At 54.6% G+C, this 23816-nt stretch carries 26 protein-coding genes and 1 riboswitch; of the genes, 13 read left to right on the top strand and 13 right to left on the bottom strand.

The window, feature by feature from the left end; genetic code table 11:
• Nucleotides 1-80 precede the first annotated feature (80 nt).
• Nucleotides 81-455: a helix-turn-helix domain-containing protein gene (locus M2407_RS12125; protein ID WP_020828133.1), complete on the bottom strand. Its 375-nt coding sequence runs from the start codon at nucleotides 453-455 to the stop codon at nucleotides 81-83.
• A 124-nt stretch (nucleotides 456-579) separates the two neighbouring features.
• On the opposite strand from M2407_RS12125, the gene M2407_RS12120 reads away from it, so the two are divergent.
• Entirely contained in the window at nucleotides 580-1413 is an 834-nt protein-coding gene (locus tag M2407_RS12120) for an enoyl-CoA hydratase/isomerase family protein (protein WP_217331791.1), read from the top strand.
• Between the two features lie 80 nt (nucleotides 1414-1493).
• Here M2407_RS12120 and M2407_RS12115 read toward each other — a convergent pair whose 3' ends face one another.
• A complete protein-coding gene (locus M2407_RS12115) occupies nucleotides 1494-3275 on the bottom strand; it encodes a hybrid sensor histidine kinase/response regulator (RefSeq protein ID WP_217331792.1) in 1782 nt (593 codons plus the stop codon).
• Nucleotides 3272-3904: a response regulator transcription factor gene (locus M2407_RS12110; protein ID WP_129983491.1), complete on the bottom strand. Its 633-nt coding sequence runs from the start codon at nucleotides 3902-3904 to the stop codon at nucleotides 3272-3274. The genes M2407_RS12115 and M2407_RS12110 overlap by 4 nt, the downstream gene beginning before the upstream one ends.
• Before the next feature lie 178 nt (nucleotides 3905-4082).
• On the opposite strand from M2407_RS12110, the gene M2407_RS12105 reads away from it, so the two are divergent.
• Both M2407_RS12105 and M2407_RS12100 read left to right on the top strand, forming a co-directional pair.
• Nucleotides 4083-4397 carry a lipoprotein gene (locus tag M2407_RS12105; RefSeq protein ID WP_041414827.1) on the top strand — a complete coding sequence of 105 codons (315 nt, stop codon included), beginning with the start codon at nucleotides 4083-4085 and terminating at the stop codon, nucleotides 4395-4397.
• Between the two features lie 218 nt (nucleotides 4398-4615).
• Entirely contained in the window at nucleotides 4616-7702 is a 3087-nt protein-coding gene (locus M2407_RS12100) for an autotransporter domain-containing protein (protein ID WP_259218252.1), read from the top strand.
• A 94-nt stretch (nucleotides 7703-7796) separates the two neighbouring features.
• On the opposite strand, the gene rluF is transcribed toward M2407_RS12100, so the two are convergent.
• Complete coding sequence (rluF, locus tag M2407_RS12095) at nucleotides 7797-8582, bottom strand: 23S rRNA pseudouridine(2604) synthase RluF (protein WP_259218251.1); 786 nt, start codon at nucleotides 8580-8582, stop codon at nucleotides 7797-7799.
• Between the two features lie 166 nt (nucleotides 8583-8748).
• On the opposite strand from rluF, the gene M2407_RS12090 reads away from it, so the two are divergent.
• Together M2407_RS12090 and M2407_RS12085 are read left to right on the top strand one after the other, a co-directional pair.
• The gene (locus M2407_RS12090; protein ID WP_130016662.1) at nucleotides 8749-9009 is read left to right on the top strand and encodes a type II toxin-antitoxin system Phd/YefM family antitoxin; all 261 of its coding nucleotides are present in this window, start codon (nucleotides 8749-8751) and stop codon (nucleotides 9007-9009) included.
• A gap of 129 nt (nucleotides 9010-9138) precedes the next feature.
• Nucleotides 9139-9315, top strand: coding sequence for a type II toxin-antitoxin system RelE/ParE family toxin (locus M2407_RS12085; protein WP_310445667.1), 177 nt, complete (start codon nucleotides 9139-9141; stop codon nucleotides 9313-9315).
• Nucleotides 9316-9333: 18 nt separating this feature from the next.
• Here M2407_RS12085 and M2407_RS12080 read toward each other — a convergent pair whose 3' ends face one another.
• Complete coding sequence (locus M2407_RS12080; protein WP_020828124.1) at nucleotides 9334-9783, bottom strand: helix-turn-helix domain-containing protein; 450 nt, start codon at nucleotides 9781-9783, stop codon at nucleotides 9334-9336.
• Nucleotides 9784-9876: 93 nt separating this feature from the next.
• Between M2407_RS12080 and M2407_RS12075 the strand changes: the two genes are divergently transcribed.
• The 4 genes from M2407_RS12075 to M2407_RS12060 all read left to right on the top strand — a co-directional run bounded on the left by M2407_RS12075 (nucleotide 9877) and on the right by M2407_RS12060 (nucleotide 14372).
• The gene (locus M2407_RS12075) at nucleotides 9877-11109 is read left to right on the top strand and encodes an MFS transporter (protein WP_259218248.1); all 1233 of its coding nucleotides are present in this window, start codon (nucleotides 9877-9879) and stop codon (nucleotides 11107-11109) included.
• Nucleotides 11110-11304: 195 nt separating this feature from the next.
• Nucleotides 11305-12012 carry a GntR family transcriptional regulator gene (locus M2407_RS12070; RefSeq protein WP_020828122.1) on the top strand — a complete coding sequence of 236 codons (708 nt, stop codon included), beginning with the start codon at nucleotides 11305-11307 and terminating at the stop codon, nucleotides 12010-12012.
• 9 nt (nucleotides 12013-12021) lie between these two features.
• Nucleotides 12022-12999 (top strand): sugar phosphate isomerase/epimerase, encoded by a 978-nt coding sequence (locus M2407_RS12065; RefSeq protein ID WP_259218245.1) that lies wholly within the window; start codon nucleotides 12022-12024, stop codon nucleotides 12997-12999.
• A 107-nt stretch (nucleotides 13000-13106) separates the two neighbouring features.
• A complete protein-coding gene (locus M2407_RS12060; protein ID WP_259218243.1) occupies nucleotides 13107-14372 on the top strand; it encodes an MFS transporter in 1266 nt (421 codons plus the stop codon).
• Nucleotides 14373-14418: 46 nt separating this feature from the next.
• On the opposite strand, the gene M2407_RS12055 is transcribed toward M2407_RS12060, so the two are convergent.
• The gene (locus tag M2407_RS12055) at nucleotides 14419-14844 is read right to left on the bottom strand and encodes a GNAT family N-acetyltransferase (RefSeq protein ID WP_046372925.1); all 426 of its coding nucleotides are present in this window, start codon (nucleotides 14842-14844) and stop codon (nucleotides 14419-14421) included.
• A 68-nt stretch (nucleotides 14845-14912) separates the two neighbouring features.
• Nucleotides 14913-15014, top strand: a riboswitch (TPP riboswitch).
• Between the two features lie 36 nt (nucleotides 15015-15050).
• Here M2407_RS12055 and thiM point away from each other — a divergent pair.
• The 4 genes from thiM to M2407_RS12035 all read left to right on the top strand — a co-directional run bounded on the left by thiM (nucleotide 15051) and on the right by M2407_RS12035 (nucleotide 18579).
• Complete coding sequence (thiM, locus tag M2407_RS12050; protein ID WP_259218240.1) at nucleotides 15051-15845, top strand: hydroxyethylthiazole kinase; 795 nt, start codon at nucleotides 15051-15053, stop codon at nucleotides 15843-15845.
• The gene (gene thiD, locus M2407_RS12045) at nucleotides 15842-16642 is read left to right on the top strand and encodes a bifunctional hydroxymethylpyrimidine kinase/phosphomethylpyrimidine kinase (protein WP_046372927.1); all 801 of its coding nucleotides are present in this window, start codon (nucleotides 15842-15844) and stop codon (nucleotides 16640-16642) included. Before thiM ends, thiD begins: the two co-directional genes overlap by 4 nt.
• Before the next feature lie 85 nt (nucleotides 16643-16727).
• Complete coding sequence (locus M2407_RS12040; RefSeq protein ID WP_115058278.1) at nucleotides 16728-17186, top strand: inhibitor of vertebrate lysozyme family protein; 459 nt, start codon at nucleotides 16728-16730, stop codon at nucleotides 17184-17186.
• A gap of 358 nt (nucleotides 17187-17544) precedes the next feature.
• The gene (locus M2407_RS12035) at nucleotides 17545-18579 is read left to right on the top strand and encodes a methyltransferase (protein WP_061069179.1); all 1035 of its coding nucleotides are present in this window, start codon (nucleotides 17545-17547) and stop codon (nucleotides 18577-18579) included.
• 57 nt (nucleotides 18580-18636) lie between these two features.
• Here M2407_RS12035 and gutQ read toward each other — a convergent pair whose 3' ends face one another.
• The 7 genes from gutQ to M2407_RS12000 all read right to left on the bottom strand — a co-directional run bounded on the left by gutQ (nucleotide 18637) and on the right by M2407_RS12000 (nucleotide 23583).
• On the bottom strand, nucleotides 18637-19608 hold the full coding sequence (gene gutQ / locus M2407_RS12030) for an arabinose-5-phosphate isomerase GutQ (protein ID WP_142814649.1): 972 nt from the start codon (nucleotides 19606-19608) through the stop codon (nucleotides 18637-18639).
• Nucleotides 19601-20374, bottom strand: a complete 774-nt coding sequence (locus M2407_RS12025; protein WP_020828112.1) for a DNA-binding transcriptional repressor — start codon at nucleotides 20372-20374, stop codon at nucleotides 19601-19603. The genes gutQ and M2407_RS12025 overlap by 8 nt, the downstream gene beginning before the upstream one ends.
• A gap of 83 nt (nucleotides 20375-20457) precedes the next feature.
• Nucleotides 20458-20814: a transcriptional regulator GutM gene (gutM, locus tag M2407_RS12020; RefSeq protein WP_259218233.1), complete on the bottom strand. Its 357-nt coding sequence runs from the start codon at nucleotides 20812-20814 to the stop codon at nucleotides 20458-20460.
• 52 nt (nucleotides 20815-20866) lie between these two features.
• Nucleotides 20867-21646 carry a sorbitol-6-phosphate dehydrogenase gene (srlD, locus tag M2407_RS12015; RefSeq protein WP_130016651.1) on the bottom strand — a complete coding sequence of 260 codons (780 nt, stop codon included), beginning with the start codon at nucleotides 21644-21646 and terminating at the stop codon, nucleotides 20867-20869.
• A 10-nt stretch (nucleotides 21647-21656) separates the two neighbouring features.
• A complete protein-coding gene (srlB, locus tag M2407_RS12010; protein ID WP_046372931.1) occupies nucleotides 21657-22019 on the bottom strand; it encodes a PTS glucitol/sorbitol transporter subunit IIA in 363 nt (120 codons plus the stop codon).
• Between the two features lie 22 nt (nucleotides 22020-22041).
• Nucleotides 22042-23019 carry a PTS glucitol/sorbitol transporter subunit IIB gene (locus M2407_RS12005; RefSeq protein WP_020828108.1) on the bottom strand — a complete coding sequence of 326 codons (978 nt, stop codon included), beginning with the start codon at nucleotides 23017-23019 and terminating at the stop codon, nucleotides 22042-22044.
• 15 nt (nucleotides 23020-23034) lie between these two features.
• Nucleotides 23035-23583, bottom strand: coding sequence for a PTS glucitol/sorbitol transporter subunit IIC (locus tag M2407_RS12000; RefSeq protein ID WP_020828107.1), 549 nt, complete (start codon nucleotides 23581-23583; stop codon nucleotides 23035-23037).
• Between the last annotated feature and the right edge of the window lie 233 nt (nucleotides 23584-23816).

Here is a 23816-nt window from a genome sequence, read left to right as displayed (position 1 = left end):
ATTTCTAGAGTTTCGGTTATCGCCGGGTGATTACTGGATGTACGCGGCCATTCATCGCAAGGAAAAGTGAGGCAGGAGCCTCACTGTTCAAGCTGCTGGTTTTGCTCATCATATCTGCGCCGGCAGTCCTGAATAGCCTCCATATTCCCCATAGTCCACTCAAACAGAATAGAGAACGGCCCTTGCAATGATTGGCCGAGCGGCGTCAGCGAATACTCGACGCCGAGCACCCGCCCATCCAAAACCTTGCGGTTCACCATGCCGTTACGCTCCAGCTTGCGCAGCGTCTGGGTGAGCACACGTTGAGTGACGCCATCAAGGCGACGCTTGATCGCATTGAAGCGCCTCGGCTCACGCAGCACCTCCAGCACCATCATTGACCATTTGTCCGCGATCTGGTCGAGAATGATTCGGCTCGGGCAGTCAGCGCGGTAGACAGTTTCATTCGTCTCCATCGGTATCCTCCAGCATCCCTGGGATGCTTCAAGTGCGTAATTGACGCCAGGTATGCAAAGTATACCATTCGATCGGCGGCGCGAAAGTCCAGCGCCGATATGCCTGACAAACAAGGACATCGACATGAAAGATACCGATTTCAGCAAACTCAGCTTGTCTCACGCAAAGGGGGTCTTGACGATCACCCTCAATAATCCGCCGGTCAACGTGCTTGATGTGGCTTTGATGTCGGAAATCAGCCGCTTACTGCGTGCCGTGCGCGACGACCCGGATACTCGCGTGCTGGTTTTCCAGAGTGCGGATCCGGAGTTCTTCATTGCTCATGTCGACATGACCTTAATCGATGAACCGCATGCTTTCGATGAGCTGGCGCGTAATGCGCCGGAAGGGCTCAACCCGTTCCAGGTATTCGGTGAGTTGCTGCGCAGCCAGCCCCAGGTGACTATCGTTAAGCTTGCCGGGCTGGCGCGTGGGGGCGGCGCAGAATTCGTTGCGGCGGCCGACATGGCTTTTGCCGCCGAAGGGCGGGCAGGACTGGCCCAATGCGAAGCCTTGATGGGCATTACGCCCGGTGGCGGCGCGACGCAATACCTGACGAACCGCATGACGCGTGGCCGAGCGCTTGAAGTGATCCTGGGGGCCGATCTTATCGATGCAGCGACCGCAGAGCGCTATGGCTGGATTAACCGCGCCTTGCCCGCATCCGAACTCGACGACTTTGTCGAACGCCTGGCGCACAACATTGCGGCACTGCCCGAAGGGGTTATCGCGGCGGCCAAGCAGGCGATGCCGGCGGCAGATCTGCGGGAAGGTTTTTATCGTGAGCATGAGGCCTGGGCGGGGCTTTTTGAACGCCCTGCAGCGGAGAGACTCATTCGGGACGGACTGAAGGCAGGCGCCCAAACCAAAGTGGGTGAGCGCAACCTCGAAGGCCTGCTGCGCAATCTTGGTGCCTAAGCGGCAGTCTCAGCCGCAATCTTGCCGATGTCGGAAATGCAACGTCGGCAGCATAAAGCCCCGAGCAGGCCTGGCACCGGCTAGCAGGATGACCACTGCGACAGCAAGGCATGCAGCTTCGCAGGTTCCAGCGGCTTTCTTAATACCAGATAACCTTCCTGTTCGGCCTCTTGCAAAATGGGGGAGTTAAATTCCCCGCTGACCATGGCGCCGCTGGTGTCCGGCAGGCGTTCGAACAGCGCTTTCAATATATCGAAGCCGCTTTCACCGGAGCGGAGCCGTTGATCGCAAAGCACGGCGAAGGGGGTGAAGCCTGCGTCGATAATCGAAAAAGCCTCCTCGGCGGAAGCGGCGCAACGCACGGTGATCCCCCAGGTACTCATCAAACTCGACCAGGCGGAGGTGACCAGCGGATCATCATCCACCACCAGGCAGGCGCCGCTCAATGACTCATAGCGGGTAGGGATCTGGCTGTGGGTATAGGCGTTGAGGTTTTCTGGCGCTTTGACTTCGCCGGTATAGAGGGCAAAACGCATCCAGAAATGCGATCCCTTGCCCTCCACGGAGCGCATGCCGTATTTCACCTTCATCAATTTGGCGCAGCGGGCCACTACCGCAAGGCCTAACCCATGACCGGCGCTATCGATTTTCCACGCCAGTTCGGGACGATAGTAGGGGGAGAAGATTTTGCCTTTCTCTTCGTCGGCGATGCCCACGCCGGTGTCCCAGACTTCGATCAGGCATTCTCCCTTTTGTGGGCGGATGGCGATCAAAACGCCGCCTTTCTGGGTGTAGCGCAGCGCATTTTGTATCAGATTAATCAGCGATTGTCGGATGAGCAATTGATCGCCCATAACGGCAATGCGTCGCTTGGGGCGCCATGTCCGCAGGGATAATCCCCGGCTGTTCGCTTCTTCACGGAACAGGGTTATCACCGAGTCAAGCAGGGTTCCAATATCGACATGGGTGGTCGCCGTACTGACGTTGCCGGACTCAATCTTGCTGAGATCGAGCAAAGAATTGAACATCAGGTGCACGGAGCGCACGCTCTGCTGCAGATCCAATAGCTGCGGGGTTAAAGAGGCATCGCGATTTTTATGGATGATGGCCTCGATCAGGAAACCCATGGCATGTACCGGTTGGCGCAAGTCGTGACTGGCGGTGGTCAGAAACTGGTTTTTATCGAGCAGGGCTTGTTCCGCCTCCTCTTTGGCCTGGCGAAATTGCTCCGCAAGGCGAGAGCTCTTCTCTTCGAGACGGGCTTGCTGAATAAAAAACTGATGAGAACTCAATGCGTGGCGGTAGATGGCGAACCCATAAAGCAGGTTGAGCATCAACACAATGAGCATGACGTCGTTTAAGCGCCAGATGATGCCAATGTTAAGCATGCCCCAGCAGGCAAAGAAGAACAGGGTAAAGGTACTGATGATGGGCGTCAAATGGGTCGCGTTCGCCGCGACGATGGCCGCGATGCTGATATTTAATAACAGGAAAAAATCGAAATTATTTATTTGTGGGGTTATTAAATATAATGAGGATATACCTATCCCATGTACGAAGGCAACTTTGTTGATATGTGGGAGCCAGCGGTTAAGAATAACGCCAGCATCCTCTTTCTCCGCTTCGCGTTGATATCTTTGGTGCCATAATCGGATAGCCAAAGCGCAGAATAAATACACTATTATCCAGCTGATTATCGGCCACAGCGGTTCACCCAGTAAATAAATCCAAATAGCAAAGGGGATGCCGACGCAGGGCACAGCACTGAAACTAAAGACCAATCGAATAAACGTATTGTTCAATAATCGGATTTGCGCGTGCGACGAAATGCCATCATCTTGTAAAGATTGAAGTAGTTTCATTCGGACGGCCCCTGCCTGCCATGCAGTAACGTAATAGCTTCTACCCGGCTGTTTACGCCTATCTTTTTAAGGATATTGCTGATGTGTTCTTTAACCGTAGGTTCGGAAATAGCAAGCTGAGAGGCTATTCTCTTATTGGGAAAACCGCGCATCATCATGGTCAAAACGTCAATTTGTCGCGGCGTTAAATTGAAGTTTTGAAGATGGTTTTTGGCACTGGAAGCCTCCAATAGATTATCCATAGGAAACCAGCTTTGATTTTCTAACAGCGCAGCAACGGCTTTGGCGAATAATTCTGGTGGCTCATTTTTGAGCACGAAACCATGGCCTCCGGCATCACGTACCTTTTGGCCTATTTCATTATTTTCATCGCCGCTGACCACTAATAATCTTACCTGTGGGTAAAGCTGTCTGATCTCTTTGAGTAATTTTAATGCCGTGCCGTCGGATAACCAAAAGTCGATGACGATTAAACGCGGGGCGCCATTTTCCAGAATATGTCGATAACAACTCTCCTCGTTTGTCATCACGTAGGCGTGTTTAAATCGACAGTGCGTATTCAGGAAATTGGCGATGCCACTTGCCACCAACGGATGGTCATCAACGACCAACGCATAATCCTGCCCCAAGGGTATCTCCTTTTGCTAAAACCTATCAGATTGGTCTGACGACTTGTTATTTTCTACCCTCCCTACTTTAGGAGGGTTTTTTCGGTTAGGAAAGGGAAATATATTATTCAGGGATTTTGATAAGGTAAAACATAAAGCCATTCAGCATTTGGAACTGTTTGGTTACAAAGGACATTTTATGAGAAAACCACTTATCGCATTAACCGTTACGCTTCTGGTAGCTGGCTGTTCCACATTGAAAACCGATCAGGCAATACCGCTGCTGCAGGCGGAAACGGCCAAAATGCTGGGCCTGGGTTCATCGGATGAAATTACCGTCACCAATGTTAATGGTGCCCAACCCGACGCCCTTGGCGGGCAAAAACTTTCTTACCGTGCCACTACGGAGAAAGGACGAATCTTTGACTGTTCCTCGATGATGATGCCGGGTATTTTAGGTTCAGCCCCGTCGTTAAGCACACCAAGCTGTACCCCGGTCGTTACGCATAAATAATTCACCTGACGCGTTTAGCGAGGGTGGATGATCAATACCGATCCGCAGTCCCCATAATTTTGGCATCGAGACGTTAGCGCTGGGGGGCAATAAGCTAGTGTCTCGATGACAAATCAGCCTGTGTTCTCGCAAAACGCGCCGCGCATCCTCTAATGCATTGAGTTTTTCATATAAATAATAACTTTGATGGCATCAGATAATTGGGCCGGAGAGAAAACATGAAAGATAAAACATCGCATAACTTAGCGGTAAGAAAACCGCTTTCGAAAGTTTACCTCGCACTTTTTTCCGCACCGTTGATATTGATTGGCCCAGCCGACGTGGCGCGTGCCGATGATGCTATTTTTGATGGTGAATCACGTATTACCGAATCTTTGACTTACACCGGGGATGTTTACGTCGGCCGTAATCAAAGCGGAAACCTGTTGATCGATAATGGCCAAATCAATGCCTATAACGTCAATATTGGCCGTCGTGCTAATGGCCAGATATACGAAAGCCTGGTCACGGTCAAAGGGCCGAATGCCGTATTAAATGCGATCAATGACCAATCCGTTATGCACGGCAGTCTGAATCTGGGACTGGGGACGTTACGGGTAGAAGAGGGAGGATTGGCGACGGCGGAAGAGATTATCGTCGGCACCACCGGGGGGTATGACAGCCATCTTAATGTCAAAGGGGCCGGTTCCCAGGTGATCAGTGAGAGACTCGGTCTCGGCTTCGGACAGGGCGCACGTTCAACCTTGCTGATTGAAGATGGCGGGGTAGTGACCACCACGGCCGCCGCCAGAATCGACAGCGGTTTTCGCCCCGATGAAGCTGACAAGCTCAACCCCAAAGCCACGGTGACCGGTAATAACTCTCTGTGGAATATCACCCAGTCGCTCACCGCCAATGGCGATGTGGACGTGCTGAACGGCGGTGCGGTCAACGTCGGTAGCGCGGAGATTGCCGGTGTTTCAGGCTCAAGAAAAACCGCAGAGCTTTACATCGCCGGCAACGGCTCGCGCTTTACCAGTGCGGGCAATGTCAACGTTGGGGATTATGGCAACGGGGTGCTGTCGGTTGTTGATGGCGGCTCATTCTCTGCCGGCAGCAACGAATTGCGGCTGGGGGATACCGGGTCCGGCTCTAACCGCGGCGCGTTGATTATCGGCAGCCGCGGCAACATGGATACCGGCACCGGCTTGACCGAACCTACGCTCGGCGCGGCGGGTGGTGCGGGTACTGTCGATGCCCAAACGGTGGTCAATCTGCGTGGCGGGTTGTTCGGCAGCTACGTTTACTTTAATCACAACTCAGATAACTACGACTTCCGCAACAAGATGGTCGGCGAAGGCGAAGTCATCAACACGGCCGGCCAGACGACGCTGAGCGGCGACCTGACTCAACTCCAGGCGAATGTCACCGCACGCGGCGGCAAAATCACCATCGCCAGCGACATCAATAAGCAGCAAGAAGACAACGTTTTCGATGTGCAGACGCTGAGCGCCGAGAATGGCGGCACGCTGATCCTGAACGCCACTGCCGGTTCCGACGTCAGCAATGGTCTGGGTTACAGCAGCGCCGCGTCAATCAAAGCCGGCGGGACGCTGGGCGGCAACGGCACCTTGGGGCAGACTGAAATCCAGTCCGGCGGCCATATTTCCCCTGGCGACGGCAACATCGGTACCCTGACGCTGAAACGCTATCTGAATTTCCTGGGTGAATCCTTCTATGACGTCGATATCGCCGGTGATGGCAGCAGCGACAAACTGGTCGTTTCAGGCAAAACCACCATCAGCGATCAGGCCAAGGTGCAGGTGACCGCGTTGGATCCGCAAACCAGCTATCAAACCGGCCAAAGCTATCGCATTTTGACCTCGGATGGCGGGATTGACGGTCGGTTTGCTGAAGCCGTCTCAAAATCTGCATTTTTGGACGTTGCGCTTAACCACAGCACCAACGCTGTGGATCTGACGATTGCACAAAAGGACGGTAATCCAGGCGAAGGTGGCAACCCAGGCGAGGGCGGTAACCCAGGTGAAGGTGGCAACCCAGGCGAAGGCGGTAACCCAGGTGAGGGCGGCAACCCAGGCGAGGGCGGTAACCCAGGCGAGGGCGGTAACCCAGGCGAGGGCGGTAACCCAGGCGAGGGCGGTAACCCAGGCGAAGGCGGCAACCCAGGTGAAGGCGGCAAGCCCGGTATTTTCCAAACGGTCGCGCAAACCAGTAACCAGTGGAATACCGCCGGTGCGCTCTCGACGTTAACGCAAAGCGGTCCTTCGCTGGCCTTGTATAACTCTGTGCTGCTGTTGAGCGCACCGGAAGCGCGCGAGGCGTTCAATCAACTGTCCGGTGAAGTTTATCCGTCCATTCAGTCTAACCTGATCGCCGGCAGTAGCATGCTGCTCAACGTGTTGAATCAGCGCATGCTTCGCGTATTTGATAATGATGCGCTGCCTGTTCCACCGATGGCGATGACGTTGGTTCAACCGGCTCAGGCTGAAAATAACGGCGTTTGGGGGCAGACGTTCGGCTCCTGGATGAGAAACAGCGGTAACGATAACGTTGGGAAATTGGACGGCCACACCAGCGGTTTCCTGTTGGGCGCCGATCGTAAACTCGCTGACCACAGTATCCGGGTTGGGGGATACGTAGGCTATAGCCGTGGCGACTATGATGTCGATAGCCGTCGCTCCAGTTCCGACAGCGATAATTACCACCTGGGTCTTTACGCTGCTGGGCAGCAGGATGCCTTCTCCCTGCGCGGTGCGCTGGGCTATACCTGGCACCGACTCGAAAATGAGCGCAACGTTAATTTCGGCAATTACTCGGATCGGCTCAAGGCGGACTATGACGCAGACTCGCTGCTGGCGTTCACCGAAGCGGGTTACCGTTTTGGTCAGTTGGATGCGAATATCGAGCCATTCGTCAACCTGAGTTATATCCGTTTGCATACCGATAACTTCCAGGAGAAAGGCGGGGCAGCGGCGCTGAGCGTCCGTAATGAAACGATGAATACGTTCTATTCAACGCTGGGCGTGCGGGGATCTACCGAACTGCCGAAAAATGTCAGCCTTTACGGTTCATTAGGCTGGCAGCACGCTTACGGCGATAAAAATACGTCATCGCGCATGGCATTTGCCGGCAGCGACGCATTTATCACGCAGGGACAGGCGGTAGATGACAATCTGCTGGTGGCGGATGTGGGGGTGAGCGTGAAGCTGTCGCGTTCCACTACGTTGGCTCTCGGTTATCAGGGGCAGTACGGTTCTGATACCCAGGTCAATTCGGTCAATGCCAATATCAGATGGTCGTTCTGATTCACTGAGGAAAAGGGCCTTTGGTCTTGAGATGTCGTTGGGCAACTTGCAGTTTTACCTGGTTGCCTGGCGATATCTCTGCTCCAGAAAACCTTCACTCCCTGTCGAGACTTTCGCTGACATCAGGCGCTAGCGAAACGGGCAGGCGAACATCCTCGCAAGATGAGTGCTCAATCAGTTTAAACAGCACGTTCTTTTCGTCACCGGTCAAATCTCGCCATTCGCCCAGCGGCAATCCTGTCAGATCGACATTCATAATGCGCACACGCTCAAGTTTGGTGACGTGATAACCAAAGTATTTGCTCATACGGCGGATTTGGCGGTTAAGGCCCTGAACCAGCGTGATGCGAAACATCTGCGGCGCGATTTTCTCCACCCGGCACTTTTTCGTCACCGTATCCAGGATGGGGACACCGGCGCTCATCCCCTGAATAAACGCGTCGGTCAGCGGCTTATCGACGGTAACCAGATACTCTTTTTCGTGGTTATTGCCGGCACGAAGGATCTTATTGACCAGTTCGCCGTGATTGGTCAGGAAAATCAGCCCCTGGGAATCTTTGTCCAGACGGCCTATAGGAAAGGTGCGCTTGCTGTGATTGACGAAATCACCGATGTTATTTTGCACGTGCTTTCCCATGCTGGTGATGATGCCCACCGGCTTGTTCAGCGCGATAAGCACCAAATCTTCCGCATTACGTGGCTCAATCCGCTGGCCGTTAACTTGCACCACGTCCCCGACAAATACCTGAGCGGCCACGGCGGCTACGTTGCCGTTGATGAAAACGTTGCCCTGTTTGATATGACGATCGGCACTGCGGCGTGAACAGATGCCGCTGTCGCTAATGTATTTATTAAGGCGAATGGATGATTGAGTCAGCATGATTTCCCCGTAAAACGCGGACTATACAGTAACCCTTAAGGCCTTGCGAAGGGGCATATGGGGTAATGCGTAAACCGAAAGATCGCCCCCAATAAAATCGTGTGAATAATTTTTGCTCAAGAAATCGAATGAGCGAATCGAACGATTCAGTCGAAAGGTAATGAAAATGCATATTCTGACAGCCAATGAAGCCAAAACCCAGTTTGGCGATTTGCTGCGTAAGGCTCAGCGTGAACCGGTACAAATCACCCGTAATGGCAAGCCCGTTGCGGTTGTGGTGTCTGCCGAAGATTACGAGCAAATTGAAGCGATGAAACTCCAACTGTTACAAATGAAGATTCAGCGTTCCCAGCATGATATGGCGATCGGCAATGCCGTTGATGGCGAGACGTTTTTCTCTGAGCTGCTGGAGCAGGATAAAGGATAAATGGCCAGTTAACGACTGACCGGTGAGGCGCAAAACGATATCCGGGAGATTCGCGACTACACATTGAGCAACTGGGGCATGCAGCAATCCAGAGATTACCTTGTAAGACTGCGCCAATGATTAACCAACCTGGCGGAAATACCAGGCATTGGGCAGCATCGAGTCGAGGATCTAGGGAACGGTGTTTATAGCTTTCCCTACCTCAGCCATATGATTTATTACGCTACAGCAAACAGCGAAATTACCATTCTTGCAGTTTTGCACCAAAGCCGCGTTCCAGCCAAACATCTGCCTCAGCGGCTCTAAGGTTCAACTAATGAGATTTTACTCTTCACCCACCTTTACCACCCGGGTATTCAGCGGTGTGAGCGTTTGCCCGACGCTGCCGGTCGGCGTCATGCGCGGGATCGGTTGGCCGCTGTCGCTTTCGACCAAGGTTGAATGCGCCTCTTGCTCGGCAAACAGATGGTCTTCCCCCCATTGGCGCAAGCCGACGATCACCGGGAACAGGGCTCGGCCCTTGTCGGTGAGAATATACTCCTGATAGGCGCTGCCGTCTGAGGCCGGTGCGATCTCCAGAATGCCCTGTGCCACCAGGGTGCGCAGACGGGTGGAAAGGATATTTTTCGCCATCCCCAGCCCCTTTTGGAATTCACTGAAGCGGCGCACGCCGTCGAACGCGTCGCGCACAATCAACAGTGACCACCAGTCGCCAATCACATCCAAAGTGCGTGCCACCGGGCACGGCGCATCTTCCAGGCTTTTACGTTTCACGTTATCCCTCCTGCCACACTATCTGGTTGCATTATAAAACCTCTGCGCGTAATGTCCATTGGGTTTAATAATGAAACCACTTTGGAGAAAACGATGAGTGACAAAACGCTGGATCCGATCTGCGTATCTCAGGCGAGGGGACTGAGCCGGCTGCCGGCTTCGCTGGTGTTGTTGCTGGCCGGCGCCAGCGCTTTTAGCGTGGCTAATGTCTATTACGCCCAGCCGTTGTTGGATGCCATAGCCCAGGAATTTGCTATCAGCGTGGCGTCGGTGGGTATGGTGATCACCGCCACCCAGCTTGGTTGCGCGTTGGCGCTGGTATTGGTGGTCCCGCTGGGGGATCGCATTAATCGCCATCGGCTGTTAGCGGTACAGCAACTGTTGTTGATTGCCGCATTGTGCATGGTCGGTTGGGCAAACAGCAGCCTGCTTATGCTGATCGGCATGTTGCTGGTGGGATTATTGGGCACCGCCATGACGCAAGGACTCATCGCTTTTGCCGCCACGCTCGCGGCACCTCATGAGCGTGGGCGGGTCGTGGGGGCGGCGCAGGGCGGCGTGGTGCTGGGTCTGCTATTGGCGAGAACCCTGTCCGGCGCGTTGGCAGACGCAGGAGGTTGGCGCACGGTGTATTTTTTTTCCGCCGGAGTGACGCTGATCTTGCTGCCGATTCTGGCACGTTTGCTGCCTGCACCGAGCACGCCGCCTTCAACGCTTAGCTACACCGCCTTGCTGCGTTCGATGCTGACGCTGTTGCTGCGCGATCGCACGTTGCAAATTCGCGGCATGCTGGCGCTGTTGATGTTTGCGGCATTCAGCATCTTCTGGAGCGCATTGGTGCTGCCGCTGAGTCAGGCACCGTTCAACTTTTCGCATGCGGTGATTGGCGCCTTTGGCCTGGTGGGCGCGGTGGGGGCGCTGGCGGCGGTAAGAGCAGGGCACCTGGCGGACCGCGGCTTGGCGCAGGTGGCGAGCGGTATCTGCCTGCTGCTGTTGGTGCTTGCCTGGCTGCCGCTCGGCATGCTGGATTATGGCCTGGGGTGGTTGATTATCGGCATTGTATTGCTCGATTTGGCAGGCCAAGCCATTCATGTGTTGAATCAGAGCCTGATTTTCAGCGCACATCCGCAGGCGCATAGCCGGTTAGTGGGCGTCTACATGCTGTTCTATGCCATTGGCAGTGGGCTCGGCGCTTTTGCCAGCACTCACGTATTCGCCCTGGCTGGTTGGCAGGGGGTGTGCTGGCTGGGGGCGGGCGTCAGCTTTATTGCCCTGGTGTTCTGGGGGCTGACGCTGCGTGCGATGCCGACGGCATTGGGAAAATGACGGCGTTTTTGATTCTGCCTGGCCCCTTGCTTAATCCGCAGTAAGAGAGGACCGGAGGGGGGATCTTGCCCAAGGTTGCCAAGATCCCTTCTGTTCTGGGACCGAAGTCACACATAAAATCCAATACCCCCATTGTTTGTCATAATTCACCGCGATACTGTTGTGCAATCTGGTTTAAACCAATTAGGTATGGATATGGAAAACAGCTCAACCGTTGAATTGGCAAAGGCCAGGTTGAATGACTGGCTGAGCCTGGGGGCAATCGCCCCCGGTGACAAGCTTCCTTCGGAGCGAGAACTGGGAGAATTGCTGAACATCAAACGCATGACGTTACGTCAGGCGCTGTTGTTCCTGGAAAGCGAATCGAGGATCTTCCGCAAGGATCGACGGGGTTGGTTTGCGGCACTGCCGCGTTTTAACTACAACCCTAATTCCTCTACCAGTTTCAAACAGGCGGCTATCGAGCAGGGCCGTTGTCCCTCCTGGGACTATATGACCAAAGAGTGCGTATTGGCAGCTCCGGGGTTTATCAAAGAGTTATTGCAGGTCGACGCGGCGAGCGAGATCTACAAGATTTCTGGTTGGGGAGCGCTGGATAATCACATCGTGTTTTATCACGAAACCTTTATCAGCCCGCGAGTGGCACCCGGTTTTATCGAACGTCTGGGTGAGAACTCGTTTGCCGAGGTCTGGGAACAGGCTTATGGCACTTCCACGCGAACCCGTCATCTGGCCTTTAAACCCACCCGGTTATCCGGAGAGGCCTGCAAGGTGATGGGCGGAAACGCCAGCACCCCTGCGATTTTGGTCGAAAAGCATCGTGCCGATGCCGAGCGTCGTATCGTGCAGGTGGATATCGAGCACTGGCGCTTCGAGTCGGTAGATTTCTTTATTAACTTATAGGTGAATATCATGGATCGCTTAACGGCGGAGAAAGTCCTTCTACGGGCGCAGAACTTGCCCCTTTACCTGCATGCTTACGCCTTTCATCTCAATATGCGTATGGAGAAGATCCTGCCAGAGGATTTGCTGGTCATCGCCCATCAGCAGCGGCTGCGAGGGGTGAAGGTGCATGTGCTGGATGGGGAAAGTCAGTCGCTTTGCCATGCTGATGATGCCCGGCTGCGCCGGTTTGGCGAACAGGCTCGGCGCTATGGATTGGATATTCATATCGAAACCAGCGCCTCCGACTCGCAAACTATCGATCAGGCGGTGAATATCGCGCTGAAATGTGGGGCCAGCTCAGTGCGTTTTTATCCGCGCTATCAGGGCCCTTTGCAAGAGGTGTTGGCGCGTATCGGTGCGGATATTCAGTACATCAAACAGCGTTATCAACACAGCGGTCTGAGTTTTACTCTGGAACAGCATGAAGATCTCAAGAGCCATGAATTGGTCAGCCTGGTCCGGGCGGCAGATTTCCCTCAGCTTTCCCTGCTGTTTGATTTCGCCAACATGATTAACGCCAATGAAGAGCCGCTGCCGGCACTGGCGGCAATGAGTGGGGAAATCACTCAGGTGCATATCAAGGACGCAATTATTGTGCGAGAGAACAAGGGGATGGGGCATCGTGCCTGTATTTCCGGACAGGGAGATCTGCCATTCCGAGAACTGTTATTGGGGCTGATCTGTCTGGGTGAAGATCAACCGCAGGTCACCGCCTACGGGCTGGAAGAAGAGGTGGATTATTACGCACCGCCGTTTCGTTTCAGCGACGAAGGGAATAATCCTCCCATTCCATGGCGAGAAATGAGTGAAACAGCGTTACCGGAGCAAGGGTTGGAAGCGCGATTAAAGAAAGAATCTCAAGATGCTTTAAATCAAATTCACTATGTTCGCACCATCATTGACAGTTTAAGGCAGCAAGCTCAGGAACTGCTAAATCCGGCATAATATAAAAATAAATCTATAAATCACATATTCTCGCTGATGAGCGATGAACGCTCGTCTCATAATCGGGTAAACAACACCGCTTATTAATTATTGGCTGTGAGGGGACTATGTTAACTAAAAAAAGATGGGCATTATTTAGCTTGTTGGTTTTATGTGGAGGGACAATCTATAAATTGCCTTCCCTTAAAGATGCTTTTTATGTTCCGATGCAACAGTATTTTCACTTGAGTAACGGCGAAATAGGCAATGCCATGTCGGTTAACTCGATTGTGACGACCATTGGCTTCTTCTTATCAATCTATTTTTCCGATCGTCTGCCGCGACGTTTTACCATGTCGTTTTCGCTGATTGCTACTGGCTTGCTTGGTATCTACCTGTCCAGCATGCCGGGGTACTGGGGCATACTGTTCGTCTGGGCGCTGTTCGGCGTGACCTGTGACATGCTGAATTGGCCGGTGCTGCTCAAATCGGTGAGTATGCTGGGGGATAATACTCAGCAGGGGCGGTTGTTCGGCTTTTTTGAAACCGGGCGCGGGGTTGTGGACACGGTGGTGGCCTTTTCTGCGCTGGCGCTGTTTACCGCATTTGGTAGCGGCTACCTGGGTTTTAAAGTCGGCATATTGTTTTATTCGGCCATCGCTATTTGCGTAGGGATTATTATTCTGTTGGTGATGAAAGAAAGCCCAGAGGAAAAATTACCCGCTAAAGAACAAACCCTCGTTAATAAAAAACCGGGCATGGGCAGCGTATTGAAAAACAAAACGGTATGGCTGATTGCCTTCAGCGTTTTCTGTGTTTACGCGGTGTATTGCGGATTGACGTTCTTTATTCCTTTCCTGAGTCATGTCTATGCGCTGCCGATTGCACTGGTGGGTGCTTACGGGATCATTAATCAATACTGCTTAAAAATGGTGGGGGGGCCGATTGGTGGTCTCATTGCCGATAAAGTATTAAAGTCTCCCAGCAAGTATTTATTCTATACCTTTATTATCAGCGCCATTGCGCTGGCGCTATTGATCCTGTTACCGCATGAACAAATGCCGGTTTACTTGGGCATGGCCTGTACGCTGGGATTTGGTGCAGTGGTCTTTACCCAAAGAGCGGTGTTCTTTGCCCCCATCGGTGAGGCCGGCATTGACGAAGAACATACCGGTGCGGCTATGGCGCTGGGCAGCTTTATCGGTTATGCCCCGGCGATGTTCTGTTTTAGCCTGTACGGTCATATTCTCGATGCCTTCCCAGGACTGACCGGTTACAAGATCGTTTTCGGGCTGATGGGCATGTTTGCCTGTGCCGGGATCATAGTATCAGGGCTGTTGGTCAGAAATATCCGCGCACGCGCAAAACTGACCCCGGCAGCTTCTGTCGCCTAAGCCGGGGGCTTTAATGAACGGGCACGGTTTGCGCTGTGCCCTTATTTTATTTTGCCGGGGAGTGCAGCAGGTAATATTCTTCCCCGCCGTCATTGCCGGTAGTGATGATTCGCCAACCATGCTTGTGGTAGAACGCCAGCGCCTTCTCATTTTTCACCAGGCATTTCAGCGAACCGGTGGCGGTAAAGGTCTGTTCCGCCGCTTGTAACAGTGCGCTGCCGACGCCGAGCGGCGGCAGATGCGGATCGACATACAGGTTGTGAATAAAGTTGTCCTGGCGATAAATCGACACAAATCCCAGCCGCTTCCCCTGATCTTCCGCCACCCAAATATCTTCGCCCAGCGTTGAGCGATCGAAATCCTCCAGCCGGTAATCTTCGGTATCGCGCCACGGAAATGCCGCTTTGCGCGAAGCCAGATACAGGGTGCGCAGGAAGGGGCGATCGGCCTCTTGGTATTTTCTTATCTGCATGGCGCCTCCTTTTTATTTTTTGACACTATAGCGCGATTGACCTCGCCGGCGGCAACCCCAATAATGGCCGTCTTGACTCGGGGTGCCCTGCGCGATGCGCGGTGGCTGAGATTTTACCCGTATTACCTGATCTGGATTATGCCAGCGTAGGGAAGTCTCGGTGCCCCAACCGGTACCCGCCTTCTTGAACGCCGGTTGGGAGGAATATGCTCGCTCGACCTGATGTTTTCCCCGGCGCCCGCGCCGCGGCCTGTTTGACTCAATTTAAACGCCAATCGCCCCTGATCCATTGCCTGACCAACGAAGTGGTGCAGGAACTGACGGCTAACGTCCTGTTGGCGCTCGGCGCTTCGCCGGCAATGGTGGTGGAACCGACCGAAGCGGCGCAGTTCAGCCGACTGGCGGATGCGGTGCTGATCAACATTGGCACCCTCAATGCATCACGCGCCGAATCCATGCTGGCCGCGGTGGAAGCTGCCAACGTGGCACAAACCCCCTGGACGCTGGATCCGGTAGCGGTCGGCGGGTTGGTGTATCGCACCGCGTTTGCCCATCGTTTGTTGGGTGAGAAGCCGGCGGCGATCCGCGGTAACGCTTCTGAAATCATGGCGCTGAGCGGTTTGCAGGCTAACGGACGTGGCGTAGACAGTGCAGACGACTCGCTGGCGGCATTGCCGGCGGCGCGCGAATTGGCGCGCAGCAGCGGTGCGGTAGTGACAGTAACCGGCGTTGTTGATTACATCACCGATGGCCAGCGTGACTGGGCGGTCACCGGCGGCGATGTGCTGATGACGCGGGTGGTCGGTACCGGTTGTGCACTTTCTGCGGTGGTGGCGGCATTTTGCAGTTTACCGGGCGATCGGCTCGATAACGTGGCGACCGCCTGCCGGGTGATGTCGCTTTGCGGTGAACGGGCCACGCGCCGTGCCGCCGGGCCGGGCAGTTTCACCCCAGCGTTCCTCGACGCACTGTATCAACTGCGCCCGGAGGAACTGCAATGAAACGCATTAACGCACTGACAATTGCCGGGACCGATCCGAGCGGCGGCGCCGGCATTCAGGCCGATCTAAAAGCTTTTTCTGCGTTGGGGGCCTATGGTGCCTCGGTGATTACCGCGCTGGTGGCGCAAAACACCCGTGGTGTGCAGTCGGTCTACAACATAGATCCGGCCTTTGTCGCCGCTCAGCTGGATTCCGTCTTCAGCGACCTGCGCATCGACAGCACCAAGATTGGCATGTTGGCCAACGCCGATATTGTGCAGGCGGTGGCGGAGCGTTTGCGCCATTATCAGCCGTCTTTTGTGGTACTGGATACCGTGATGCTGGCAAAAAGCGGCGATCCGCTGCTGGCGCCGGAAGCGGTGGATTCGATCCGTCGTGAACTGTTGCCGCTGGTGTCGATCATCACGCCGAACCTGCCGGAGGCGGCGGCGCTGCTGGCGTGCGCCCCGGCGGAAAATGAGCGCCAGATGCGCGAGCAGGGCCGGGCGCTCCTGGCGATGGGGTGTCAGGCGGTGTTGATGAAAGGGGGTCACCTTAGCGAAAGCGAAAGTCCGGATTGGCTGTTTACGGCCGAGCAGGAGCTGCGCTTTACCGCGCCGCGCGTGGCGACCCGACATACTCACGGCACCGGCTGTACGCTGTCTGCCGCCCTGGCGGCGCTGCGACCGCGTCACGATGACTGGGCCGGAACGGTCGCTGCCGCCAAGGACTATTTGCAACAGGCCCTGCTGCAGGCGGATACCCTGGAAGTGGGGCACGGTATTGGGCCGGTACATCATTTTCATGCCTGGTGGTAAGTCAACTTTTTGCTACCCTTGTGGTCTGACTAGATCCAGACCCGGCTTGGGCCGGGTGCAACCGAATTTTTCTAGGGAGAAGGCCATGACAGGACAAAACGCACTTCGCGGCGCCATCTTCGGCGCGTTACTCAGCTTCAGCGTGGGTGGTTTCGCTCAGCAGATCGTCACCACCTCGGACGTGATCCAACAACCGGGTTACCAGACCAGTTGGCAAAATATGGTCAAAGGTCAGGCTCGCTTGCCGGGTTGGGCGCGCAAGGGGATGGGAACCTCCACGCCGGCGCAGAGCCTGAGCTGGAAAGGGCAGAACTATCTGGTGGGCAATTTGTGCAAGCCGCATGACTGCGCCAACAACTTTATGATAGTGGCGTTTAAGGAAGACAAATCACAGGCCTGGGCGGTGCGCGTTGAGGTGGCGGATAAGCCGGAAGCGGTTGACCATCCAAAGAAATACGCCAAATACCAATGGTTGGGTAAGCCTGACGACAACATGAAGGCGTTGCTGAAACAACAGTTTGAGAATAATCCCGACTGGAAATAATCAGTTTTCGGCTGAAGGCATCTGCATTCAGCCGAATTTTTAAGGTATGTGTCTATTATTGAAATGAAATTTATATAAAATAAATCCTAGTGAGGAATATATTGCTTCACCATGAATTAATTATCTAATTGTATCTATGCTTTATCATTTTGTTTTTCTTGTTATATATATTCCTTTGTCATTTAATTGGTTGCATGATTTATGGTTATTTTTTCCTGATAACCTTGTTGGATTTATGGTTTTATTTTATTTAGTGTCTATGATCTTGTTTGGTGAATTTATTTCTCCTGAAATAAATAATCATTGTTAATTTTGCAATGGTGTCTGGGGTTAAATATCCAAACGGAGCATTATGATCATGGCAACTAATCACGTCACTCTTTCTGAAGATGAAAAAGCCTCTTTGTATTTGTTGGATCAAACGATGGGATTCACCGTGCAGGCCGCCTTGCGGGCTGCGGCTGAGCTGTGCGTGGCCGATCATCTGATCGACGGCCCCAAAACGGCCCAGGAGCTGGCAAGGAAGCTGGAAGTAAATAGCAGAATGCTGCATCGGGTCTTGAGTATTCTGGCATCGCGCAATATTTTTTCCGTTTCCGAAGACGGACGTTTCTCGCTTAACCCGGTAGCGCAATATTTACGTTCAGACTTGCCGGATTCACTGCGCGGCGGTGTAATGATGCTGACGGATGAAACAATGTGGCGTCCGTTGGGAAAATTGGCGGCAACGTTACGCGGCGAGCCGGTATTTAAACAAATATTCGGCATGCCATTCTATGATTATTGGTCGCAAGAGGATATTCCTGACGCGGAAAATGATTTCCATATCGGCATGGCATCGATGTCGGCGTTGGAAAATAAAATTTTGATGCGCAGTTATAAATTCCCCGAGCATTCTACGGTGGTAGATATCGCCGGGGGATTTGGCGGATTGCTGCTGAGCGTATTGCGCGCCAATCCGACGGTTAAAGGCATTCTTTTTGACCAACCGCAGGTATTGCCAAGAAACCGCCTTGGTGAATTGGGTGATGATTCGCGTTGGGAAACCTGCGCGGGCAGTTTCTTTGAAGCCTGTCCGACGGCAGACTTTTATCTGTTGAAATTTATCGTCATGGACTGGGCCGATGAGCCGGCCAGTCGCATATTACGCACCTGTCGTAATGCGATGCACCCGCAATCGAAGCTATTGCTTATTGAACCTGTAATAGTGCCGAATAACACCGCCTGGGACAGCTGCCGGGAGCTTGATTTGGTTCTGATGGGCAGTTTTGACGGTGGGCAGGTGCGCACCGAAGAAGAACTGAAGGCGCTGTTAGCCAGCGCCGACCTGAAGCTGAACCGGATTATCGATACCGGTTGTTATTTGTCGATCGTCGAGGCTGTACCGAATTGATAACCGAGATGAATAGGCAAGGAGGAACCCGCATTGCTGCGGGTTTCTTCAGTTTAATTAGCCGATCCCGGCCTGATGCAAATCGTGCAGGTTGATCGCGCCGACCAGCACGCCGTCCAGATTGACCACCGGTGCGGCACTGATATGCTGTTCGTGCAAAGCTTCCAGGGCTTCCCCTGCGCGCCACTGCTCCGGCAAGCGATAGCCAGGGCGGGTAATGGCCGGGCTCAACGCATCCTGCAGGCTATTGCCTTTTACCAGCCAGCGGCGCAGGTCGCCATCGGTAAATACCCCCACCACTTTCTGCTGTGCGTCGCACACCGCGACTAACCCCAGCCCGGTGCGGCTCAGTTCGAGCATGGCTTCCATCACGTTGGCGCTTTCACTGACTTTCGGCAGACGATCGCCGGTGCGCATCAGGTGATGTACCCGGTTGAGCAAACGCGCACCCAGGCTGCCGCCCGGATGGGAACGGGCAAAGTCCTCGGCGTTGAAACCGCGCTGGCGCATTAAAGCCATTGCCAATGCGTCGCCCATCATCAGCGTATTGACCGCGCTGGAGGTCGGCGCCAAACCCATCGGGCAAGCCTCGCGTTCGACGCTGATGTCCAGCATGCAGGCCGCAGCCAACGCCAGAGGTGACTCTTTTCCGCCGGTGATGGCAATCACCGGGATGTTATTTTCCGCCAGCAACGGCAGGATTAAATCCAGCTCTTTGGCGCGGCCGGAATAAGAGATAAACACCACCACGTCGTCGGCGCCAATCATGCCGAGATCGCCATGCAGTGCTTCTGCCGGGTGCACGAAGAACGACGGAGTGCCGGTACTGGCCAGCGAGGCGGCAATTTTTTTACCGACGTGGCCGGACTTGCCGATACCGGAAATCACCGCCTTGCCCCGGCAGTTCAGCAGCAGTTCGCAGGCGCAGACGAAATTATCGTCCAGTCGCGCCAGCAGGCGTTGTGCTTCAGTCAGCTCAATTTCCAGCGTTTCGCGGGCAAAGGCCAGCAGGGCAGCGGCGTTACTCATCAAAATCTCCTACCAGAATGATATTGATCCCTTTCGCCTGCAATGCGGCGAGGTAATCCGGATTGATGTTTTTATCGGTGATCAGGGTATCCACGGCGCTCAGGTCGCAGACCACGTTCGGGCTTTTGCGGCCGAACTTTGACGAGTCCACCAGCAGGATAATGCGGCTGGCGGCTTCGCACATCGCCTTGCTGACGTTGTGCACTTCGTTAAAGGTGGTGACGCCGGCATTAAGGTCCACGCCGTCCGCCCCGATAAACAGTTTGTCGAAGCTGAACTGCTGGAAAGCCGATTCCGCCAGGCTGCCGTGAAAGGACGCCGACTTTTTGCGATAGGTGCCGCCGGGCATCAAGATGGTTTGGTCGTTATCCAGCTCCACCAGCGCATTGACGATGTGCAGGCTATTGGTCATGACCGTGATGTTATTGAACTGCGCCAGATGCGGCACCATTTGCAGCACGGTGCTGCCGGCGTCGAAAATCAGCGAGTCGCCGTCGTTGATAAGCCCGATGGCGGCATAGGCGATCTGGCGTTTCTTTTCGGTATTGATATGGGTTTTGCGGTCGATAGGCTGATCGCCATCGTCGCGGCTGAGCACCACGCCGCCATAAGTGCGGATCACTTCACCTTCCTCTTCCAGCAGGGTGAGATCCTTGCGGATGGTGGTGCCGGTGGTGGCAAAGTGCGCTGCCAGGGCATCCACTGCCGTTTTGCCATGCCGCTGCAGATATTCAAGGATAGCGGCCTGCCGCTGCTTTGGTTTCATAGCCCGTCCTGTTCACAAGAGTTGCGCATTTCCCTTCGGCTAACAATTCAATATGAAAGGTAATGTCTTTTAATGTGAAAATATCATGATTTAGGGGCAATCGCTAACGATAGTGCAGTCTGGCATGCGGGATCCTCGGGGAAGATCACATCCGGGCGAAGATCGCGCTGATGCAGGCCGTGCAGCCTGGCGATAGGTTTCGGTTGGGCAAAGATGGTCAGGCCGCGCATTAACATGCTGCCGCAAACCCGCCGCTCGGAATCAAAGGCCAGCGCCAGCACCACCCGGGGTTGAAAGCGTCCGCCGGAACGCCCGACACCGACGGTACCCAGTCGGCACAGGCCGTCGAAGGCACGGTTGAAACGTTGGATCTGCCACCAGCCGAGGGCGATTTGCAGTAGCCAGGCCAGAACTGCGAAGGTGATTAATGCCTGAGTCATATAGCCTCCTGTTTGTTTTCCCTCTCCCGAAGGAGAGGGAGCGTTGACAAGATCAGAACATCACCTGACCGCCGGTAATGTTGATCGACTGGCCGGTGCAGTAAGAAGCCTTATCGCTGGCGTAAAACAGCAGGGTATTGAGCACGTCCTGGTAGTCACATCCGCGTTTCAGCGGCACCTTGTCGGTGTAATACTTTTCAACCTGATCCGGCGCGATCCCCAGTTTTTGTGCGTACTGCGGCAGCAGCGACTGGAACATCGGCGACTTCAACAGGTTACCCAGCATTAAGGAATGCACGGTAATGCCGTATTCCGCCAGATCGAGCGCCAACGACTGTGTCAGCCCCACGCCGCCGAACTTGGCGGCGCTGTAGCCGGAGTTGTGCTTGCTGCCGACCTTGCCGGATTTAGAGTTGATCTGAATGATGCGTCCGGCAATGCCGTCGCGGATCATCAGGCGAGAAAACTCGCGGGCACAGAGAAAATAGCCCACCAGATTGACCTGCAGCGAGCGGTCGAAATCCCCCAGCGGGAAATCGGTGATCGGTGCCGCCTTGGCGATACCGGCGCTGTACACCAGCAGGTTGGCCGGGCCGAATTCATCGTCAACCGCTGCCGCCAGCGCAATCACGCTTTGTTCGTCGGTGGCGTCGGCCTGGAAACCACGCGCGCTGCCCGCGCCGTATTGTTCGTTAATCTGTTGTGCTACCTGCCGGGCGTTATCCGCGTTTAAATCGGCGACCGCCACGCGATAGCCCGCCTGCGCCAGACCCTGGCACAGAAATGCACCCAACGTTTGGCCACCGCCAATCACTACAGCTACTTCAGACATGGTTTACTCCTTATGCGATAAATTTCAGCGTGCTGCCCAGCGGGATATCCGCCGGCGTGGTGCCGGATACGTGGATCGAACCGGGGAATTCGGCCTGTGGCTCTCCGTCGAAACGTACGGTGAGGTGACCCAATTCACGCAGGTTTTGAGTGGCGACGTCGCCGACGGCGGTGATTGGATAACGTTGCTCTGCCAGCTCCATCCACCCCCCGGCCTGCAATTCACCGGAGGTGTTGCCGTGCTGGTGGATGAAACAGAATTCTTCGATGTCTGCCGGTGCGCCTTCACGGAAGGTGATCAACATGTCATCTTGCAGCGCCTCGCGGGCGCAGTCGCCAATCTGGGTGATGGTGGTCTGGAAAATGGTATTCATAACGGCTCCCTGGCAAACGAAGTTATTGGTAGATGAAGGCGGATGCGGCCCAGGCGATCAGCACCGTCGGTGCGCCGGTCAGGAAACGTCCGACCAATACCGAAGGAACGCCGACCCGAACCGTGTCCTGCTTGGCCTCCGCCAGCGACAGGCCGACGGGAATAAAGTCACAGGCGGCCTGCGCGTTAATCGCGAACAGCGCGGGCAGCGCCAGCTGCGGCGGAATATGGCCGAGGCCTATCTGCACCCCGACCAATACGCCGATCACCTGAGCGATCACCGCGCCAGGGCCGAGGAACGGCGACAGCAGTGGGAAGGAGCAGATCAGCGCCAGCGTCACTAGCCCAATCGGGCTGTTGGCCAATGGCGTCAGGCCATGGGCGATAAAATCCCCCAGGCCGGAAGCCATGATGATGCCGATCAGCGCCGAGACGAACGCCATAAACGGCAGTATGGTCTTCAGCACCGTGTCGATGGTGTCGCGCCCGGCCTGGAAGAACACCGCCACCACCGATCCCATGCCCATACCCACTTTGGCCAACAGGCCGTCGCTCTGCTCGGTGATTTTTTTGCTGGTGTCGTAATCCCGTCCCTTGGGTTGCGACGTGGCTGTCGGGATCTGATCGGTAGCCGCTTCCACCCGGCTGATGTTGCTATCACGCACGCCGGAGACGTAAATATCCTCGAGGATAAACTTCGCCAACGGGCCGGATTGGCCGGTAGCGTGAATGTTGACCGTCGGAATACGGCGCTTCGGGTACAGGCCGCAGCGCAGGGTACCGCCGCAGTCGATCACCATGACGCCAATTTCGTCTGCTGGCGGTTCGCCTTCTTTAAAGCCATCGACGGCAGGCCAGCCGGTCAGTTCGCTAATCCGGTCGACGATCGATGGGCGGGTACCGGCAGTGATGTACACCACTTTTTTGCCAGGTTCGATCGGCAACGTTAATGGGCCACCCCAGCCGCTGGCGCCTTTCTCAATACGGATATAAGCACTCATGCTGCACTCCACGAATTAAAGTTGCACCTGGCGATCCAGGCGGATCCCCATCTTGCGTTCGAACAGGCTGGTGGTGAGATCGGTGATCCAGCCGCGGAAAAAGTTGGTGAACAGCCCGACCAGAAAATAGCTCACCGCCAGCGGCCCCAGTGGCAGGCCGAGGGTGGTCAACCCGCTGGCAATGCCGAGATAAACGAAGAGTTCGCCAGGGTTGATATGCGGGAATAGACCGTTCATCGAGTGGCAACTGTAGGACGCTGCCGCGTAATAGCTGGGTTTGTATTTCTCCGGCATAAAGCGCCCTAGGCTGAGGGTCATCGGGTTGCAAAAAACAAAGGTGCCGATCAGCGGCAGCAGCAGATAACGAGAAACCGGGTTTCCCGCACAGCGCTGCGCCAAGCGTTCGATACGTTCCTGGCCTACAAATTTGATCAGCGCGTTCATAATGACCAACAGGCTGATTAACAAAGGTAAAATGCCCGTCACCATGCCGACAAACACTTCACCGCCTTTCTGAAACAGGCCGATAAACCATTCGGCTCCGTGGGTGATTAGCTCAATCATTATTATTCTCCTGTGATGGAAGGTATGGCCTGGAGCGAACGGCGGCTCTGTCGCCATGGGCCTTACACTAATCACTTTATGGATTCATTTGTTTTAAATAGATCACAATTTGAAAGATAAATATTTTATTGTGAAAGTTAATAATGAAAGAAAAATAACATTAAGCGGCGGGGGAGCAGAAAAGGGGAGCGGGGATCGACAGAAAAATGCGACAAAAAAGCCCGGCGAACCGG

Source organism: Serratia sp. BIGb0234 (genome assembly GCF_024809915.1).
GTDB classification, from domain to species: Bacteria; Pseudomonadota; Gammaproteobacteria; order Enterobacterales; family Enterobacteriaceae; genus Serratia; species Serratia liquefaciens.
This window is presented reverse-complemented; position numbering and strand designations above follow the sequence as displayed.

Coding starts and splice junctions, on each gene's coding strand:
- M2407_RS12115 (WP_217331792.1), bottom strand. CDS start 3,275: ATGAAACTACTTCAATCTTTACAAGATGATGGCATTTCGTCGCACGCG.
- M2407_RS12105 (WP_041414827.1), top strand. CDS start 4,083: ATGAGAAAACCACTTATCGCATTAACCGTTACGCTTCTGGTAGCTGGC.
- M2407_RS12040 (WP_115058278.1), top strand. CDS start 16,728: ATGACAGGACAAAACGCACTTCGCGGCGCCATCTTCGGCGCGTTACTC.
- M2407_RS12100 (WP_259218252.1), top strand. CDS start 4,616: ATGAAAGATAAAACATCGCATAACTTAGCGGTAAGAAAACCGCTTTCG.
- thiD (WP_046372927.1), top strand. CDS start 15,842: ATGAAACGCATTAACGCACTGACAATTGCCGGGACCGATCCGAGCGGC.
- M2407_RS12070 (WP_020828122.1), top strand. CDS start 11,305: ATGGAAAACAGCTCAACCGTTGAATTGGCAAAGGCCAGGTTGAATGAC.
- thiM (WP_259218240.1), top strand. CDS start 15,051: ATGCTCGCTCGACCTGATGTTTTCCCCGGCGCCCGCGCCGCGGCCTGT.
- srlD (WP_130016651.1), bottom strand. CDS start 21,646: ATGTCTGAAGTAGCTGTAGTGATTGGCGGTGGCCAAACGTTGGGTGCA.
- M2407_RS12075 (WP_259218248.1), top strand. CDS start 9,877: ATGAGTGACAAAACGCTGGATCCGATCTGCGTATCTCAGGCGAGGGGA.
- M2407_RS12090 (WP_130016662.1), top strand. CDS start 8,749: ATGCATATTCTGACAGCCAATGAAGCCAAAACCCAGTTTGGCGATTTG.
- rluF (WP_259218251.1), bottom strand. CDS start 8,582: ATGCTGACTCAATCATCCATTCGCCTTAATAAATACATTAGCGACAGC.
- M2407_RS12060 (WP_259218243.1), top strand. CDS start 13,107: ATGTTAACTAAAAAAAGATGGGCATTATTTAGCTTGTTGGTTTTATGT.
- M2407_RS12025 (WP_020828112.1), bottom strand. CDS start 20,374: ATGAAACCAAAGCAGCGGCAGGCCGCTATCCTTGAATATCTGCAGCGG.
- M2407_RS12065 (WP_259218245.1), top strand. CDS start 12,022: ATGGATCGCTTAACGGCGGAGAAAGTCCTTCTACGGGCGCAGAACTTG.
- M2407_RS12000 (WP_020828107.1), bottom strand. CDS start 23,583: ATGATTGAGCTAATCACCCACGGAGCCGAATGGTTTATCGGCCTGTTT.
- M2407_RS12120 (WP_217331791.1), top strand. CDS start 580: ATGAAAGATACCGATTTCAGCAAACTCAGCTTGTCTCACGCAAAGGGG.
- gutQ (WP_142814649.1), bottom strand. CDS start 19,608: ATGAGTAACGCCGCTGCCCTGCTGGCCTTTGCCCGCGAAACGCTGGAA.
- srlB (WP_046372931.1), bottom strand. CDS start 22,019: ATGAATACCATTTTCCAGACCACCATCACCCAGATTGGCGACTGCGCC.
- gutM (WP_259218233.1), bottom strand. CDS start 20,814: ATGACTCAGGCATTAATCACCTTCGCAGTTCTGGCCTGGCTACTGCAA.
- M2407_RS12005 (WP_020828108.1), bottom strand. CDS start 23,019: ATGAGTGCTTATATCCGTATTGAGAAAGGCGCCAGCGGCTGGGGTGGC.
- M2407_RS12055 (WP_046372925.1), bottom strand. CDS start 14,844: ATGCAGATAAGAAAATACCAAGAGGCCGATCGCCCCTTCCTGCGCACC.
- M2407_RS12125 (WP_020828133.1), bottom strand. CDS start 455: ATGGAGACGAATGAAACTGTCTACCGCGCTGACTGCCCGAGCCGAATC.
- M2407_RS12035 (WP_061069179.1), top strand. CDS start 17,545: ATGGCAACTAATCACGTCACTCTTTCTGAAGATGAAAAAGCCTCTTTG.